We start from the raw sequence: 14,950 nt of genomic DNA, 5'->3' as shown, positions 1-14,950 counted from the left end.
GTCTAACACTATTTTTCCTTTTGAAAGTCTAAATTTTTAATAACGTAGAATTTATTTTTTTTATACGGGACGAACCAAAATGTGATATGTGATTTTAAATTTTGATTGGATATAAAAAAAGAGTCGAAATTTTTACTGATGACGGGGTAGTCGATGCCGCCCTTAAAGAGTTGATTACAGCGCAAAATTCTAAAAATAACCGCAAAAAGTGCCGAGAAAAAGCCGTTAAATTTAAACTGCCAAACGGCAAATTCCGAGCATGAGGGATAGTACCTGCAAGACTTCGGAGTAAATTTGGAGATATAATCTTGATATGCTTTTATCAAAAATAAAATAGCTTGTTTTATCATTTTCATATGCCTGATTTTATACATCCGAGTTTTTTCATAGCCCAAGAGATATTTTTTTTGAGCTTTAAAAACGAGCTTTTCTCTAGCCCGTTTTTAACGACTATCACGTAAATGCCGTCCGCAAGCTCATTTGAAATCTCGACTACGACCGCTCGCAAAAGTCTTTTACATCGGTTGCGAACGACGGCTTTGCCCACCTTTTTACTGGCTACGACGGCTAATTTGTTTTCATTGCAAGGCTTAAAAAAGACTATCGCCTCCTCGCAGTGCCATTTGACGGCCTCTTTGTAGACGCTTGAAAACTCCTTTTGGCTGCTTATAGAGCTAAATTTGCTTAAACGGCCAATCTTGCTCTGCCTTTTGCGCGTCTTGCGTTTAGCACTTTGCGGCCGTTTTTAGTTTTCATGCGGACGCGAAACCCGTGAGTGCGTTTTCTAGGGGTTTTATGAGGTTGGTATGTTCTTTTCATAAATTTTTCCTTATGGTGATTTTGATATAAGTCGGTGATTTTATCAACAAATCGCTTAAAATCCTTTTAATAAATTTTTAAACTTCGTTTTAAAATAATAAAAATATAATCGCTCATTAAAATTTAGGAGAAATTTTGTCTTACGTTATTAGAAAAGCATCCAGGGCCGACATCCCGGCCGTTTGCGAGCTAGTTAAAGAGCTGGCCGCGTACGAAAAAATGAGCGATGATGTCAAATTTACGCCCGAAGTTTTTGCCGAGTCTGTTTTTGAGAAAAACTACGCCCGGATTTTAGTCTGCGAAACAGAGGGTAAAATCATAGCTTACGCGATATATTTTTACACGTTTTCCACTTTTTTGGGACTTGGCGGGATGTATTTGGAGGATTTGTACGTCCAAAAAGAGTATCGCAACAAAGGTATAGGAAAAGAGTTTTTTAGGCATCTAGCTCAAATTTGCAAGGATGAAAATCTGCAACGTCTCGAGTGGGCGTGCCTGCACTGGAACGAGCCGGGCATCAAATTTTACGAAAAAATGGGCGCGAAAAACCAGTCCGAGCAGTGGCGAAACTACCGCCTGGACGGCGAAAATTTAAGTAAACTAGCGCTTTGATTTATCTGTTTTTAACGCCCTTTTGGATATCATCGCGCGATGAGTTACGCAAACGAAATTTTAAGAGAGCTTTACTATCTAAGGGCGTTCGGGTATAAATTTGCCGATTTTTTGCCTTCGTCCGCGGCCTTGCCAAGTAGCCTTGCCGAACTAAACGCAAGTATCAAAGAGTGCAATCTATGCGAGCTTTGCAAGAGCGCAAACCACGCGCTAACGGGCCTTGGAGATAAAAGTGCTAAGGTTATTTTCGTATTTGACGCGCCAAACGCCTCCGAGGACGCGAGCGGAGAGTTTTTAGCAGGCGACGATAATTTTTTGCGAAATTTAATGGATTTAGCAGGTCTTGAAAAAAACGAAATTTACGTCACGAGCCTACTAAAATGCAAACCCGCCGCCAAAGCTCCGGCAAGCGCATACGAGCTTTGCGAGCCGTATTTTAGCGCAGAAGCTCGTCTAGTTGCGCCAAAACTCATCGTAGCGCTAGGCGAAGAGGTCTTTTACAAAATGATAAAACAAAGTGCGCAAAGCTTTGAGGTAATAAGGGGAAACATAATGAAATTTAAGCACTCGGCCTTGCTGGCGACTTATTCGTCAAGCGACGTAGCAAAAAATCCAAGCAAAAAAGAGCTGTTTTTCAGCGATTTAAAAAAGATAAAAGAGTTCCTATGAGAAAAATTTTAACCGCTTTACTGATCTGCTCGGCGCTGTTTGCCAGGAGCGACAAACCCTCCGATATCCCGCCGGCAAGCGAAATTTATATAAATTTAGAACTGACGAAATGCAACGACGCCTGCTTGCTTGATCTCGTTAGAGACGGTCTTTTGCACAGCTTTTTGGCTCGATACGAGGGCAGCTCGAATCAAGAAATTTTACAAGCCTTTAACGCTCTAAACGGCTCGTACGTAAACGCCGGCACCGAAAGCCTAACGCCAAGCTCCAGCGCCGAGTTTAAGATCGCCGTCATCATCCCTCAAGATAGCATAAAAAGCTACGCCGGCGTCGTCTCAAACGCGGTTATCGCCTACGTCGTCAGGCAAAACGCCGCTATCGACGTTAAATTTTACAACATCGGCAACGAAGCCCCGAGCGCTATCGACGGCGCCCTAGCTCGCGCTAGAAACGAAAATATCTCCTATATCATCGCGCCGTTTACGCCTGTGGGCGCAAAATATCTAAACGAGGTTTTAGACCCCGCCATGACGGCTTTCGTGCCGACTCTGCACATCTCTAGCGTCGATTCGCCGCAAGATAATTTGATATTTGGCGGCATAGACTACAAAGGGCAAGTCGAGAAGCTACTAAATTTCTCAAACGGCCAAGTTGCCGCGTTTTCTGACGGTAGCGCGCTAGGAGCGGCGCTAAATCGCTACGCCGACGAGCTTAGCGGCGGGCTAGCCTACGAAAACGAGATCGCAAACGGCGTCACGGATCTAAAGTCAATGCTATCCGGCAACTCGAGACTAAGCGGCGCGACCGTTTTCCTAAACGTTCCGCTCGTGAAAGCTTCGATGGTGAGCTCTCAGATGCGCCTTTACGACGTCAAATTTAACGCCCTTTTAAGCACTCAGATAAACTACGCGCCGAGCATCTTTAAACTCATGCAACCGCAAGATAGAGAAAAGCTCTACATAGCAAACTCGATCTCCAAAACTGACGGCGCGCTGGACTCAAACAACGAAATTTTGGGGCAAAATTTAAACTTTAACTGGGTAGGCTACTCCGCTAGCGCCGGGCTTGACTACATCTACGCGACCTACCTAAACCGCGGCGCGCAGAGGCTTTTTAGCGAGAGCGTCGAGGACTCGCAGATCATCTATGATACGAAGGTTTTAAAAGCCGGCGAATACGGCTTTTACGAGCAATAAGAGGAGAGAAAATCCACTATTTCCTCGCTCATCTTAGCAGGTCTTAGGTTGCTGACAAACGCAACCTCGACGTCCGCTTCAAAGACGAGCTCGGGCTCGCATTTGCCGCTTAAATTTACGATTTTATAAATTTTCTGATTTATGAGCGCGGAGGCTTTTTTCAGGCTTGCCACGCTAGTTTTTACCTCGAGTAGATCGCCCAGGACGGCAGGTTTTTTAAATTTCGCCCGAATCTCGCTCACGACAAAATGTCCGTCCTTGCTAAAAGGCTTAACCTCCGAGCCGAAAAACATCTCGCTGCGCGCCCTTTCGCAGTATTTTATATAGTTTGCGTGATAGACTATGCCGCCCGCATCGGTATCTTCGTAGTAGATTCGTATTTTCATCGCTTGCCTTTATGCTTAAAGTCTCACGCATTTTACCCGTTTTTTTTAAAAGATTGATTATAAAAGCGTCGCCGTTAAAATTTCATCACGCTCTTATGTCAAGCTTTCTGTAAAATTTACACCTCTTGCTTACTTCTATACCACCGCCAAGCTCGTTATTTAAAAACGAAATATTGTATAGATCTTTTGCCGTTAGGGTTTTATTATCTCCTAGGTATATCAAAAACTGTTTTCCATGCTTAGTAGAAAAGGATTTTATAGCGCTAGCTCCTATTTCCTGGAGCGTCTTATATTTGCCGTTGGTATCTAGGATGCCTATATTATTAAAGCTTATAGAGCCAAGCTCGATGTCGCTCATGGCTTTAGTTTCTAAATTTAGGCTTGCCCTTCTGGTTTTATCTCCTAAAAGCTTACCCGTATCAGAATACAGCTGCGTTACTTCTATTTCTCTACCGCTATCAAATTTTAAGGTTATAGACCCGTTATCGTTTAGCTTCATAGCTATTACGCTATCGCTGTCGTTCATCATTAAGGCCGCTTTACTCGGATTATCCTCAAAGGCTCTTTTTACTTTCTCTAAGTTTTCTGGGCTAAATTCTAGCCTTGTAGCCTTTTGGAATTCATTTTCCATGGCGATCATGTATGACGACTTGCTACCGTTTAGCCTACTTATATATTCGTCTGCATTTTCTACGTTATACTCTTTTAGATTTTTTGATAGCCACTCTACGTCTTTTGCGTGGGCGGTGGATTCTTTTTCATAATCTCTATAAAATTTCATAAAACTATCTTTTTGATAGTTTTCATACGAGAAGTCGTCGCTCGTCTTTTTGCTTGATATGATCGGATTAAATTCATTAAGCTTTAGCTTTCCGTCAAATCCAGCCTTAGCGTAAGCAAAATTGTTAAATAGGCTATTTTTATTAAATACGTTATTGTTTCTTAGGTCTACCCAGCCGTCCTTGTCCGCATATGCATCAAAGAAGTTCTTAATACTATCGGTTTCCGCCTTTTTGTATCTGCTTTCCGGTGCAAATACGGTGTAGGGGTTTTCCTTGTAGTAAAAAATGCGATTATCGATCTTTGAGATGTCGATTTGAGTCTTGCCTTTTTCTTTCAGTTTGGCATTTAGATCCTCTATTTGCTTCCGCCTATGGTTTATATCTATATCTTTTTTAATAAACTGCGCCAGATCTATACCGCTGGTTACGTCGCTTAAATTTGCTATCTTTTCGTTGCCGTCCTTATCGTATCCTCTAACCTTGAGCTTTGAGAATAGCTTATCGGAGCTATTTAAAATTCCGTCGCCGTTACTGTCAAAGTTAAAGAGTATTGCATTTGAGCTAAATTTGCCGATACCTAGCTTGTCGTTATCGCCGTATAGATCTAAAAATACCTCTACGTCGCCGTATTTAGTTTTTAGTATATTTTCGCTTGCATAGTCGTTTAGATTGTTTCTGTCTTGACTTAGGATGGTATTTGATTTGCTGCCTTTAAAATATCCGCCGCCGGCAAATTCTTCTATTACGGGCGCCCCGGAATCTGGCAAACCGATAGAAAAACAATATCCGCTATTCTCATACGATCCTTGAAATCTATTATATCCGTCTTGAGTAACTCTATCCGAGTTGTCCATATTGGACCACATAGGCAGACTTGCCCTATAAGCGCTTGATCCTAAAAACCCGGTAGAATATCCATTTACACTATCAGATCCGCCTTTATATAGATAGGCTTGCGAATTTTGCATTAGTATATCGTTGGCTTTTTCTAAAAGATCGTATTGCCTACTGATATATTCGTCCTTGCTTATTGCCTCATTGCCCACCTTGACTAGCTCTTGTCCGGCGAGTCTAGATGCGGAAGCTTGCATTTGGCCTTGTCTTAATAATGATAAATTTACGTCATAGCCGTTTCTTAGCAGAATATCCATTTAAAATCCTTTTATACTTTTACGTCAAATTTGCCTAGTTTTGCTAGTTGACTTAAAATTTCAGTTATATCCGTCCCCTTTTCTCGTTCGGCTTTCAGGAAATTTTCAAAGAATTCTCGTCTGATGTCTTTATCTACGTATGTTTTGCTTTTACTGGTGGCTTGGATGGGTTTAAACGCCGTCGCCTCGCTTGTATTTTCCTTAAATTCAGCCCTGCCCTCAAGTAGATTTTGTATATCCAGACCTTTTTCTATCGCATCCCGCACGAATTTTATAAACGCCTTTTTGCTCTGCTCGTCCTTATACTCGATACTCTCAAGCTCCCTAAACTCCACGGGAGCCTTGTTTTTATTAATGACTATCGTGATATTTTCGCCATCTACGGATATTCTTTCCGCGCCGCTCTCGCCCAAACGCTTCAGCACGGTATATTCAGCCCACCTATCCTTAAACTCGTCCACGCTCATATCGGAGTCGAGGATTTCCATCCCCTTATTCCCTGCATTATATTCTATGCCCAAAAATGGGTATTCGCGGTTTATGTATTTTTTCGTAAATTCATCGACGTCGGTCGTATCGTATTCCGCCAAATCCCGAGTAAGCTTATCGAAACCAAATGCCCCGCTACTATTTATAAATTTCTTCAGATTTTCCGCTTCGCTCCTACTAAAAGAGCCGTCTAACCCGCTTATCTTACCCCATACGCTTATCTTTTCGTCCAGAGTATATCCGCTCAGAGAAAAAACGCCTCGTATATTAGCCGGTGCACCGGGCGGGAGCTTTTTTATCTCCCTGATGGCCGCTTGCATCTCTTTGATGTTAAAGCCTATGTCGACAGCTTTTAGGCTTGATACGTTTTCGCTATTTTTTGGGTTCGCTTGATTTGTCGAATTTGGCTGTGCGACCGCCACATTCGAAGCCTGATTTGAGGTTAAATTTATAGCCTCTTTTTCCTCGCGTGCTTTTAAATTTCGCTCATGAGCGCTACTAAAATCATAATTTACGTTTGCGTTAAATCCGTTTACGCCGCTTATCATATTAATCCTTTATGCTTTTACGTCAAATTTGCCTAGTTTTGCTAGTTGATTTAAAATTTCAGTTATATCCGTCCCCTTTTTGCGTTCGGCTTTTAAGAAATTTTCAAAGAATTCTCGTCTGATGTCTTTATCTACGTATGTTTTGCTTTTACTTGTGGCTTGTATGGGTTTAAATTTGGCTTCGGCTCTTTGCTTAGCTAAATTTTCGTTGTATTCTCTCATCTCTTGATTGATTTTTGCTACGGCTTCTTTGTGGGCTTTCGTAGTTTTCTCGATATCTTCCGCATATAGTTTTTTAAATTCCTCTATACTAATATCGGTTCTTTGTAGCAAAGCAGCTCCGACGCTGCCCATCACAGCGTCTTCGGGCAAAGAGTTTTTAAATGCTTTTAGTTCCTCTTGCTCCTCTTTTGTTCCGAGCCCCAAAAGCTTGCCCCAAATAGTCGGTTTGCCGTCTATCGAATCGGATTGTAATAACCTAGAATACCTCGCCAGCATGCCTTCTACAGCTTCTTCCATGGTTTCGGGCTCTTTGGCTCGCAGGGTTTTTATCTGCTCGGGCGTATATTTCTTAGACAATATATCATCGATTTGGTTTATGACTTTAGTTATCCAGCCTTCCTCGCTCTCGTCTACCTTGATAACTTCGTCCGCAAGTTCCTTGATAGGTCTGCTTTGATATATCTGAATTTGTCTTTTTACATCTTCTTTATTTTTTGAAGCCTGCGTTTGCTCGTTCGCCAAATTCGTCTTAGCGGTTTTATCTGCAGGAGTTAAATTTGACTTGAAATTTGCCGTAGAAATATTTAAATTTGAGCCATTTATCATTTTAATCCTTTAAAACGAGTTTTAAGCTATATCGGCAAATTTGAGAAAAAATTTAGGGTAAAGATAAGAAAGGCTATCAAATTTGACGGATTGCCAAATTTTAACAAAACAACTAGCGGAAGTATTTTAAGATAGATTTAAATGCTGCTACGAAATTTTGTCCCAAGACTAGGCATGCAGTCTGTCGCAGGGGAAAATTTTCTAGCTCATTTAAAGACGCTTAAAAGACACCGCACAAAATTTACTTTTCGCTAGGCTTCCTCGTCGCCAGATCGCACTTGGCGCCGCGAGTAATCATCAAAGACTGATCGTAAAATAAAATAAGCACCACCGAAACCCCGACGCCAAGCGCTAACGAGACCGTCGTAGTCGTGATCGCGTTATCGAAAAATATGATTAAATATTCGTTTTTCTTAGCGATATCAGGCTCGTTTAGAAACGAGAACAGCGCCAAAATGCCCTTATACGCGTAAACTCCAGGCACCATCGGCAAAAGTGCCGGAAATGCGATGATCTCGGCGGGCACCTTAAGCCGTTTGGCAAAGAGCATACCCAAAATCCCGCTTAAAAATGAGACGATAAGGGTGGCGACGCTGATGTTAAAAAAACCCATCTGCATGATCCAAAAGCGGCTAGCGTGCGCAAACGCCGCAAGCAGCGCGCAAAATGCGAGAGTCCTTTTTGGCGGAGAGCTAGCGTAGGCAAAGCCAAGCCCCGCCACCGCGGCAAAAGCGCCGTCTATAAGAGTCGCAGTAAAAAGCTCAAACATGTAAAATCTCCGCGCTGCTAAGCGAGAGCGTGATATAGACGCCCACCGCGATGCAAAGTATCAGGATGCCCGTGCTCACGGCCCTGCTGATGCCCACAAGTGTGTTGTCGTTTAGGATATCAAAGACCGAGTTTATGAGAAAAACGCCCGGCATCAAAAAGAGTATCGACGAGCCGATCGCCACATCGCTAGTGTGCGTAAAGCCGTAAAATACGCCAAGATAGGCGATAAAAGAGACGACGAACGAGACTAGGACGTACTGGATTTTTAAATTTATGCCCATTTTAGCAAGCGCAAATTTGAGGCTATAGCCAACGAGCGTCGCAAAAAATACGCATACGACCGAGCCCACGTCGCCGCCAAAAAGCTTGCAAAAGGCCGCATTTGCAAGGCTTATTAAAATAAGCGAGCTTGCAAATTTGTTCGCGCCTATACGCATGACGCCCTCAAACTGTTCTTTGGCTTCATCAAGGCTCAAATTTTCGTCCAAGATCCGCCAGCTAAGCGACGAAAGCTCGGAAATGCGGCTAAAGCTCACCTGCCCTAGCGGGATCTTTTTCACGTAGGTTCGGCGCAGGGAGTTGTCGGCTGAGTCCATGACGCTAATAGTAAAATACTTCACAAAAATCGTCACGCTAACATCAAAACCATAGCGCTTTGCTATGCGGTCGACGCACTTTTCTACGCGCGCGGTGTAGGTGCCAGCGCCCACCATCGCCGTCGTGTAGTCAGAGAGAAAATCTGTTAAAATTTGGATGTCTGGCTTCGCGCTCATTTTTCGGCGGTTTTAAATTTGATAAAAAACAAAGCAAGCTGCGCAAACAGCATCAGCTTCATCGTCCATTCGCTAGCCGCGTGCATCTGCGCAAACCCAGCCGTCTGCGTCGCCGCCTCGCCCGCAGCCTGTGCGTCCATGATGTAGGGCGTGAAGTAAAACACAAACGAGAGCGCGAGGGCTAAATTTATCGCGCAAAGCATACCCATGCTAAATTTAGCGGCAAATTTGACACTGGATCTAAACGAGGCAAGCTCGTAAAGCGCGGCTATAACGCTAACGGCTAGCAAGGCGTAGTTAAATTTAACAAATATCGTGGCCATCAACTTGCCGCTTTGAAACTGCGTGAGTACGCCCTCGCCAAGTATGCTCTGCGGATAAAAAATCGTCGGCGCAACCAGAGCGCCCAGAGCCAGCTCCGTGCCGATGAGCGCGCCAAGAAGCAAAAAATAAACGCTTTTCATGATTTTCCTTTTTTTGATTTACTGCACGCATTTTAGGGTTATAGCATTTAAAATCCGCTAAATTTAAGCAAGAAGGGCGGAAATTTGTGAGTGCTAAATTTGACGCAAGCTGGAGCAAATTTAGTTTACTAGTAAAAGCCAAAACCGCGCGCAAATTTATAAATTTGCAAATATATTTCGCGCGACGAATCCGCGGTCAAATCCAGTCAAATCCTTGTAAAACTCCGCCTCGAACCCGTTAAATTTAAGCGCACTTTGCATACTTTCTCGCTGATCGTAGCCCATCTCGCAGGCTAGGTATTTTACGCCGCGATTTTTAGCGACTAGAATAATGTTCTTTAAGATCTCATCGCCCGCCGCGCCGCCAAATAGCGCCTCGTGCGGCTCGTTTAGTACGAATTTATCAAGCCTATAGTCCTGCGCGATATAAGGCGGATTTGAAACGAGCAGGTCAAAGCGTCCGTAAATTTGATCCAGATACGCGCATTTTATAAACTCGATCCTATCCTCTACGCCAAATTTCGCGGCATTCTCGCGAGCTAAATTTAACGCACCGTCGCTGATATCTGAGGCTATGATTTTGGCGTTTGAGTTTAGCGCGAGACAGATACTGATTATCCCGCTTCCCGTGCCTATCTCGGCGACTAGGGGCGGTCCATTTTGCGCGGGTAAATTTGATAAAACTTCAAGCGATTTTTCGATTAAAATTTCAGTCTCGGGGCGCGGGATCAAGACGCCTTTTTTTACGTTAAAAGTAAGTCCGTAAAAGCCCGCCTCGCCCGTGATATACTCTAGCGGCTCGTGATTTGCGAAGCGTTTTGCTAGCGCAAAATATCCGTCCGCATCCTCTAGCTTGCGGTTTAAATTTAAAAATATCCATTCGATTTTTACGCCGAGGTAGCTCATCAAAAGCACCTTGGCTACGCGCGCAGGATTTGCGCCGCTTATCTCGCACGCAGGCGCGATCTGAGATGAGGCGGCCTTTAGCGCGTCATTTACCGTCATTTTCCAGCTCGTTTATACGCTCAAAGAGGCTTGGGTGCGAGTGATAGACGAACGCGTAGAGCGGATGAGCCTTCGGAAAGGCCTTGTTTTCGGAGCCTAGCTTTTTTAGCGCGCTTATCATGTCGGCTTTGTTTGAGACGTCGCCTGCGAATTTATCGGCGCCAAATTCGTTTGCACGGCTAAAATACGAGCTAACGGGCGAAAATAAAAATCCGAATATCGGCGAAAAAAGTAGCAAAAACACAATCACTCCGCCGCCTGCCGGGCTGAGCCCTAGAGCGCCGTACGCCGCGTCAGGGATGTTGCCGAATATAAAAAACATCGCAAAAAGCATAACCGCGCTTAGAGCGATCATTTTTAGGATATCTTTGTGCTTAAAGTGTCCCAGCTCATGCCCCAAAACGGCGATTATCTCCTCTAGGCTTAGTTTTTTAACGAGCGTGTCGAAAAGCACCACGCGTTTAGTCGCGCCAAGGCCGCCGAAATAGGCGTTTAAGCGGTTGTCGCGCTTGCTGGCGTCTATCGTAAAAACGCCGCTACTTTTAAACCCGCACTGCGCTAAGAGCCCTTCTATACGGCTTTTTAGCTCGCCCTCTTCCAGCGGCTGCATCTTGTTAAAGATAGGCGCGATGAGCGTCGGGTAGATGAGATTTATAACAAGCGCGACCGCGAAGCTCAGCAAAAACGCCCAAAACCACCAAAAATCGCCCAAAAATCTAATGCAAAGCAGCACCAGCCACACAAACAGCGTGCCGAAAACTAGCGTTAGCGCGAGCGTTTTAAGCAGATCAAGCGCGAAAATTTTGAGCGTTACGTTTGAAAAGCCGAGCTTTTTATCTTTGACGAAAGTTTCGTAGATATTTAACGGTAGCTCCAGCAGCGACGAAATGATCAAAAAGCCCATCACAAAGATGATATGATCTCTCAGTTCTCCCGTTTTATAGGCGCTTTCATACATCTCGCCAAGCCCCCAGCACGCCCACATCATAAATATCGCGGCGTGATAAAAAAGGCTTGCTATCTCAAATTTTTGATTAGTTATCGCTGCGGCGGCGGCGGTTTCGTATTCATTCTGCTCTAGCACGACGGCCGGCTTTTTAGCCTCTGCGCGTATAAAATTTATCTGCAAAATCGCCAAAATCGCCTTTGCGGCGAAGTAAAAAAAGTAAATACCGAGTAAAAAATAAAACATATCTTCCCTTAAATTTTATAAAGACTAAAGCAGCCGTAGTCGGTACGCACGGCCAAAAATTCCTCGCCGTTTATGCACTCAAATTTAGCCTCGCAGCGCTTCACGACGTGCGAGAGCTCAAAGCTAAGCTGCAAATTTCCGCTTTTTAGATCGATGATGCGGGCTTTGTCGTAGTTTATTAAAGCCAGCCGCGAACCGTCCGCGCTAACGCAAAGCTCGTCCGCCTCGGCGCATTCGTCCCGCAGCCATGCAGGATTAAGCCACTCGCCGCTTGCGGCATCAAGGCAAACTAGCTTGCCCGCGTAGTGCTCCTTGCCTAATAACGAGCCGTCCGCTAAAAAGCAAATTTTATCAAAAATGCCGAAATCGCCTCTGATCTCGTTTAAAATTTTACCGTTTAGCGTGCTTAAAATTTTGATCTCGTTTTGCTTACAGTGAAGCGCTAGCCGCATGCCGTCACCATCGAGCGCAGCGCACAAAATCGGCGTATAGTTTTTCATTTCGGATTTATACTCAACCAGAGGTGAAATCTCGCCGCCTCGCAAAGTAAAAATTTGACCAAACATAGCAAACGCCGCCGTATCTTTCGCAGCACAAACGAAACTCGTAAATTCTTTGCTGTTTTTAAAGCTTAACCCTTGAGAGAGATCGCTAAATTCGCCCGTAGCCGGGTCAAATTTGAAGATAAAATGATCCAGATCCAAAAGCAAAATCTCGCCCACGCGCTCCGCCTGCCACGCAAGCGGCTTTGGCAAGATAATCTGCTGCTTTACGGTGCCGCTCACGTCCAGCCTGACGAGAAAATCATCCAGCGCGCCACCCTCTTTGTAGCCGCCGCATTTATAGACGAAAAGCTCATCGCCAGCGCCCGCAAAGGCCAGCGCACCCGTATATCCGCCGCCGATATATACGTGCAAACTCGCCTCGCCAGCTTTCGCGTTCGCATTTTGCAGGACGTAGCCCTTCTTTAGGCTCTCCCACTCCTTTTTCACGCAGGCTTTTTGCGCCTCGTCCGCGCTCGCAAACTCTTTTTGCGTCTGTCTCATTTTGCCGTTTTTGATGCTCTCGCTGATTAAAATTTTGTCCTGCACGCGCAAATTTAAGCGGTCGCCGTTAGCTAAATTTACGAGATGTGCCATCAAATTTACTTTAAAAAGTTATCGTAAAACGAGCTGATAAAAAGCACCAAAATGATAAACGGAACGACAAATTTGATATACCAAAACCAGATATTTACGAGTTTTGCGTATTTTTCGCTGCCCTGCATTATCTCGCGTTTAGCTTCGTCTTTTAGCACCCAGCCTACAAATATCGCGCACCCAAGCGAGGTCAGCACGAAAAATATCGTAGCGCTGATGGCGTCGTATGCGTCAAAGATATTTTTACCGAAAATTTTAACGTCCTCAAGCAGGTTCGTAGCCATCAAGGACGGTAAATTTCCAAAGATAAATATCGTGCCTAGCACCAAAAAAATCGCGTTTTTGCGTTTTATTTTAAATTTCTCCTGAAGCGTCGTAATGATGACCTCGTAGATCGGCAGCGAGGTCGTGAGTGCGGCGATCATCAGCAGCGCAAAAAAAGCCACCGCAAAAAATCCGCCAAAAGGCATATGCGAAAAAACGATCGGCAAGCTCTTAAACACGAGGCTTGGGCCGCTATCGGGCGAAACGCCGTAGCTAAAGAGCGACGGAAATATCATAAAGCCCGCAAGTACGGCGATGAGGGTGTTTAGTATGCCCGTGATGATCGAGATTTTAACCAGCCCTTCGTCCTTTTTAACAAAGCTAGATAGAGTAATCATCACGCCAAAACCAAGCGAGAGCGCAAAAAATACCTGCCCCAAAACCTCAACGAAAAGCTTGATATTTATCTTTGAAAAATCTGGCGTGAGGTAAAATTTAACCCCCTCCATTGCACCCTCTAGCGTCAAGTTTTTTACGATCATCACGATCATGAGCACGAAAAGTAGCGGCATGAGGTACTTCGCCGAGCGCTCGATACCGCCGACCGCGCCCTGCACCAAGATCGCGTAGTTTACGAGCACGAACACAAGCGTCGCAAAGCTGATAGCCAGCGGATCGCTTACGATATTTTGCTCGTAAAACGCGCTCGTAGCCTCAAAACTCAGCACCTGCGACAGATCGAGCATACCAAATGCGATCTGCGCGATGTAGTTTAGCACCCAGCCGCCGATAACCATGTAGTAGGCCATGATGCCAAATGCCCCAAGCAGCCCCATCCAGCCCACGATTTTCCACGCCGGATTTATATTTTTACCGCCGAATGCGTCCACGGCGTTGCATTTTAGGCGTCTGCCGATCGCATTTTCAGCCAAAATCATCGGTATACCGATCGCGATCATCGCGATACAAAACACTAGCACGTAGGCGCCGCCGCCGTTTTGCCCGACTAGATACGGGAAGCGCCACGTCGCGCCAAAACCCACGGTCGCGCCCGCGACTGCCAAAATATACGTTATTTTCGAACTCCAAGTTCTTCTATCCATTATAAACCCTTTAATAAAACGCGAAATTATATAAAAAATTTGATTAAAATTTGCTAGCGGCGGGTGACATCGACGCGTGATCTCGGCTTTTTGCTAAATTTTAGGATTTGCGAGTGAAATTCGTTTTTGGCTCTGGGGTTTATTTTTATCTTTATGGGTAAAATTTACGGCGATTACTCAAGTTCGTAGATAAATAAATTTAACCAGTCCGTTAATCCAAAACGGCAAATTCTACGCACCCTTCCATCGCGACAAGCAAAAACCAGCCCGTCTCGGGGCTACAAAAATAGCGATGCTCGGGGATATTTTCAACCGTAAATTTTAAAAAATCGTAAAAATACTCGGGCGCAAATTTGACCCCTGCGCCGGTTAGATTGTCGCCGACGTAGCTTATCTCGCCGCTTAAAATTTTACTTTGGGTGCTTGGATTTGAGCTTAGAAAATTTTTAATTTTGTAACCAGCCGTTTTATAATCTTTTAAAATTTGCAAAATGGGATTTGAGCCGACAAAGGTAAAATTTCGCCCTATAAGCACTGCTACACCGCCCTGAGCGCGCCACTTTTGGCCTAAATTTGACAAAAAAGCAAGCATCTCATCATTGGCCGAAATGAAATTTGAAACTGGATTTTTGAGGCTTAACTGCATCCTTTTGCTAGATTGCCGTAAATTTTATTAAAAGCGTAAAATTTAGCAAACCGCTTGCGCGTTTATTTTATAAATTTCGAGCACCGAGCTCGCGGTAAAATATTTTTATCAAA

The 14,950-nt window shown here is 44.4% G+C and carries 18 protein-coding genes; 3 read left to right on the top strand and 15 right to left on the bottom strand.

Annotated elements, in window-relative coordinates:
* Positions 1-8: 8 nt before the first annotated feature.
* The 3 genes from yidD to rpmH are packed head-to-tail and all read right to left on the bottom strand — an operon-like array spanning position 9 to position 819.
* Positions 9-350, bottom strand: a complete 342-nt coding sequence (gene yidD / locus H7R39_RS07555) for a membrane protein insertion efficiency factor YidD (protein WP_228724757.1) — start codon at positions 348-350, stop codon at positions 9-11.
* A 2-nt stretch (positions 351-352) separates the two neighbouring features.
* Positions 353-697, bottom strand: coding sequence for a ribonuclease P protein component (gene rnpA, locus H7R39_RS11300; RefSeq protein ID WP_314997704.1), 345 nt, complete (start codon positions 695-697; stop codon positions 353-355).
* Positions 685-819 carry a 50S ribosomal protein L34 gene (gene rpmH, locus H7R39_RS07545; protein WP_002946826.1) on the bottom strand — a complete coding sequence of 45 codons (135 nt, stop codon included), beginning with the start codon at positions 817-819 and terminating at the stop codon, positions 685-687. The genes rnpA and rpmH overlap by 13 nt, the downstream gene beginning before the upstream one ends.
* Positions 820-954: 135 nt before the next feature.
* On the opposite strand from rpmH, the gene H7R39_RS07540 reads away from it, so the two are divergent.
* From H7R39_RS07540 to H7R39_RS07530, 3 genes are read left to right on the top strand one after another with little or no spacing between them, the layout of a single operon-like run.
* On the top strand, positions 955-1,431 hold the full coding sequence (locus tag H7R39_RS07540; protein WP_185898672.1) for a GNAT family N-acetyltransferase: 477 nt from the start codon (positions 955-957) through the stop codon (positions 1,429-1,431).
* Positions 1,432-1,470: 39 nt separating this feature from the next.
* Positions 1,471-2,100 (top strand): uracil-DNA glycosylase, encoded by a 630-nt coding sequence (locus H7R39_RS07535; protein ID WP_185898671.1) that lies wholly within the window; start codon positions 1,471-1,473, stop codon positions 2,098-2,100.
* The gene (locus H7R39_RS07530) at positions 2,097-3,296 is read left to right on the top strand and encodes a hypothetical protein (RefSeq protein WP_185898670.1); all 1,200 of its coding nucleotides are present in this window, start codon (positions 2,097-2,099) and stop codon (positions 3,294-3,296) included. The genes H7R39_RS07535 and H7R39_RS07530 overlap by 4 nt, the downstream gene beginning before the upstream one ends.
* Here the strand turns inward: H7R39_RS07530 and H7R39_RS07525 are convergent.
* The 12 genes from H7R39_RS07525 to H7R39_RS07470 all read right to left on the bottom strand — a co-directional run bounded on the left by H7R39_RS07525 (position 3,284) and on the right by H7R39_RS07470 (position 14,837).
* Positions 3,284-3,682, bottom strand: coding sequence for a YbgC/FadM family acyl-CoA thioesterase (locus tag H7R39_RS07525; protein WP_185898669.1), 399 nt, complete (start codon positions 3,680-3,682; stop codon positions 3,284-3,286). The genes H7R39_RS07530 and H7R39_RS07525 overlap by 13 nt on opposite strands.
* 85 nt (positions 3,683-3,767) lie before the next feature.
* Complete coding sequence (locus H7R39_RS07520) at positions 3,768-5,615, bottom strand: response regulator (protein WP_228724756.1); 1,848 nt, start codon at positions 5,613-5,615, stop codon at positions 3,768-3,770.
* An 11-nt stretch (positions 5,616-5,626) separates the two neighbouring features.
* Complete coding sequence (locus H7R39_RS07515) at positions 5,627-6,652, bottom strand: hypothetical protein (RefSeq protein ID WP_185898668.1); 1,026 nt, start codon at positions 6,650-6,652, stop codon at positions 5,627-5,629.
* Positions 6,653-6,661: 9 nt separating this feature from the next.
* A complete protein-coding gene (locus H7R39_RS07510) occupies positions 6,662-7,480 on the bottom strand; it encodes a cell surface protein (protein WP_185898667.1) in 819 nt (272 codons plus the stop codon).
* A 241-nt stretch (positions 7,481-7,721) separates the two neighbouring features.
* Complete coding sequence (locus tag H7R39_RS07505) at positions 7,722-8,249, bottom strand: threonine/serine exporter family protein (RefSeq protein WP_122863583.1); 528 nt, start codon at positions 8,247-8,249, stop codon at positions 7,722-7,724.
* On the bottom strand, positions 8,242-9,024 hold the full coding sequence (locus H7R39_RS07500) for a threonine/serine exporter family protein (protein ID WP_185898666.1): 783 nt from the start codon (positions 9,022-9,024) through the stop codon (positions 8,242-8,244). The genes H7R39_RS07505 and H7R39_RS07500 overlap by 8 nt, the downstream gene beginning before the upstream one ends.
* Complete coding sequence (locus H7R39_RS07495; protein ID WP_185898665.1) at positions 9,021-9,488, bottom strand: DUF4149 domain-containing protein; 468 nt, start codon at positions 9,486-9,488, stop codon at positions 9,021-9,023. Before H7R39_RS07495 ends, H7R39_RS07500 begins: the two co-directional genes overlap by 4 nt.
* Before the next feature lie 156 nt (positions 9,489-9,644).
* Positions 9,645-10,493, bottom strand: coding sequence for a peptide chain release factor N(5)-glutamine methyltransferase (gene prmC / locus H7R39_RS07490; protein ID WP_185898664.1), 849 nt, complete (start codon positions 10,491-10,493; stop codon positions 9,645-9,647).
* Complete coding sequence (locus H7R39_RS07485) at positions 10,480-11,685, bottom strand: M48 family metallopeptidase (protein ID WP_185898663.1); 1,206 nt, start codon at positions 11,683-11,685, stop codon at positions 10,480-10,482. Before H7R39_RS07485 ends, prmC begins: the two co-directional genes overlap by 14 nt.
* Before the next feature lie 8 nt (positions 11,686-11,693).
* Entirely contained in the window at positions 11,694-12,824 is a 1,131-nt protein-coding gene (locus tag H7R39_RS07480; RefSeq protein WP_185898662.1) for a hypothetical protein, read from the bottom strand.
* Positions 12,825-12,829: 5 nt separating this feature from the next.
* Entirely contained in the window at positions 12,830-14,191 is a 1,362-nt protein-coding gene (locus H7R39_RS07475; protein WP_185898661.1) for a sodium-dependent transporter, read from the bottom strand.
* A gap of 211 nt (positions 14,192-14,402) precedes the next feature.
* Complete coding sequence (locus H7R39_RS07470; RefSeq protein ID WP_185898660.1) at positions 14,403-14,837, bottom strand: hypothetical protein; 435 nt, start codon at positions 14,835-14,837, stop codon at positions 14,403-14,405.
* Positions 14,838-14,950: the final 113 nt, after the last annotated feature.

This window comes from Campylobacter massiliensis, from assembly GCF_014253065.1.
GTDB classification, from domain to species: Bacteria; Campylobacterota; Campylobacteria; order Campylobacterales; family Campylobacteraceae; genus Campylobacter_A; species Campylobacter_A massiliensis.
This window is presented reverse-complemented; position numbering and strand designations above follow the sequence as displayed.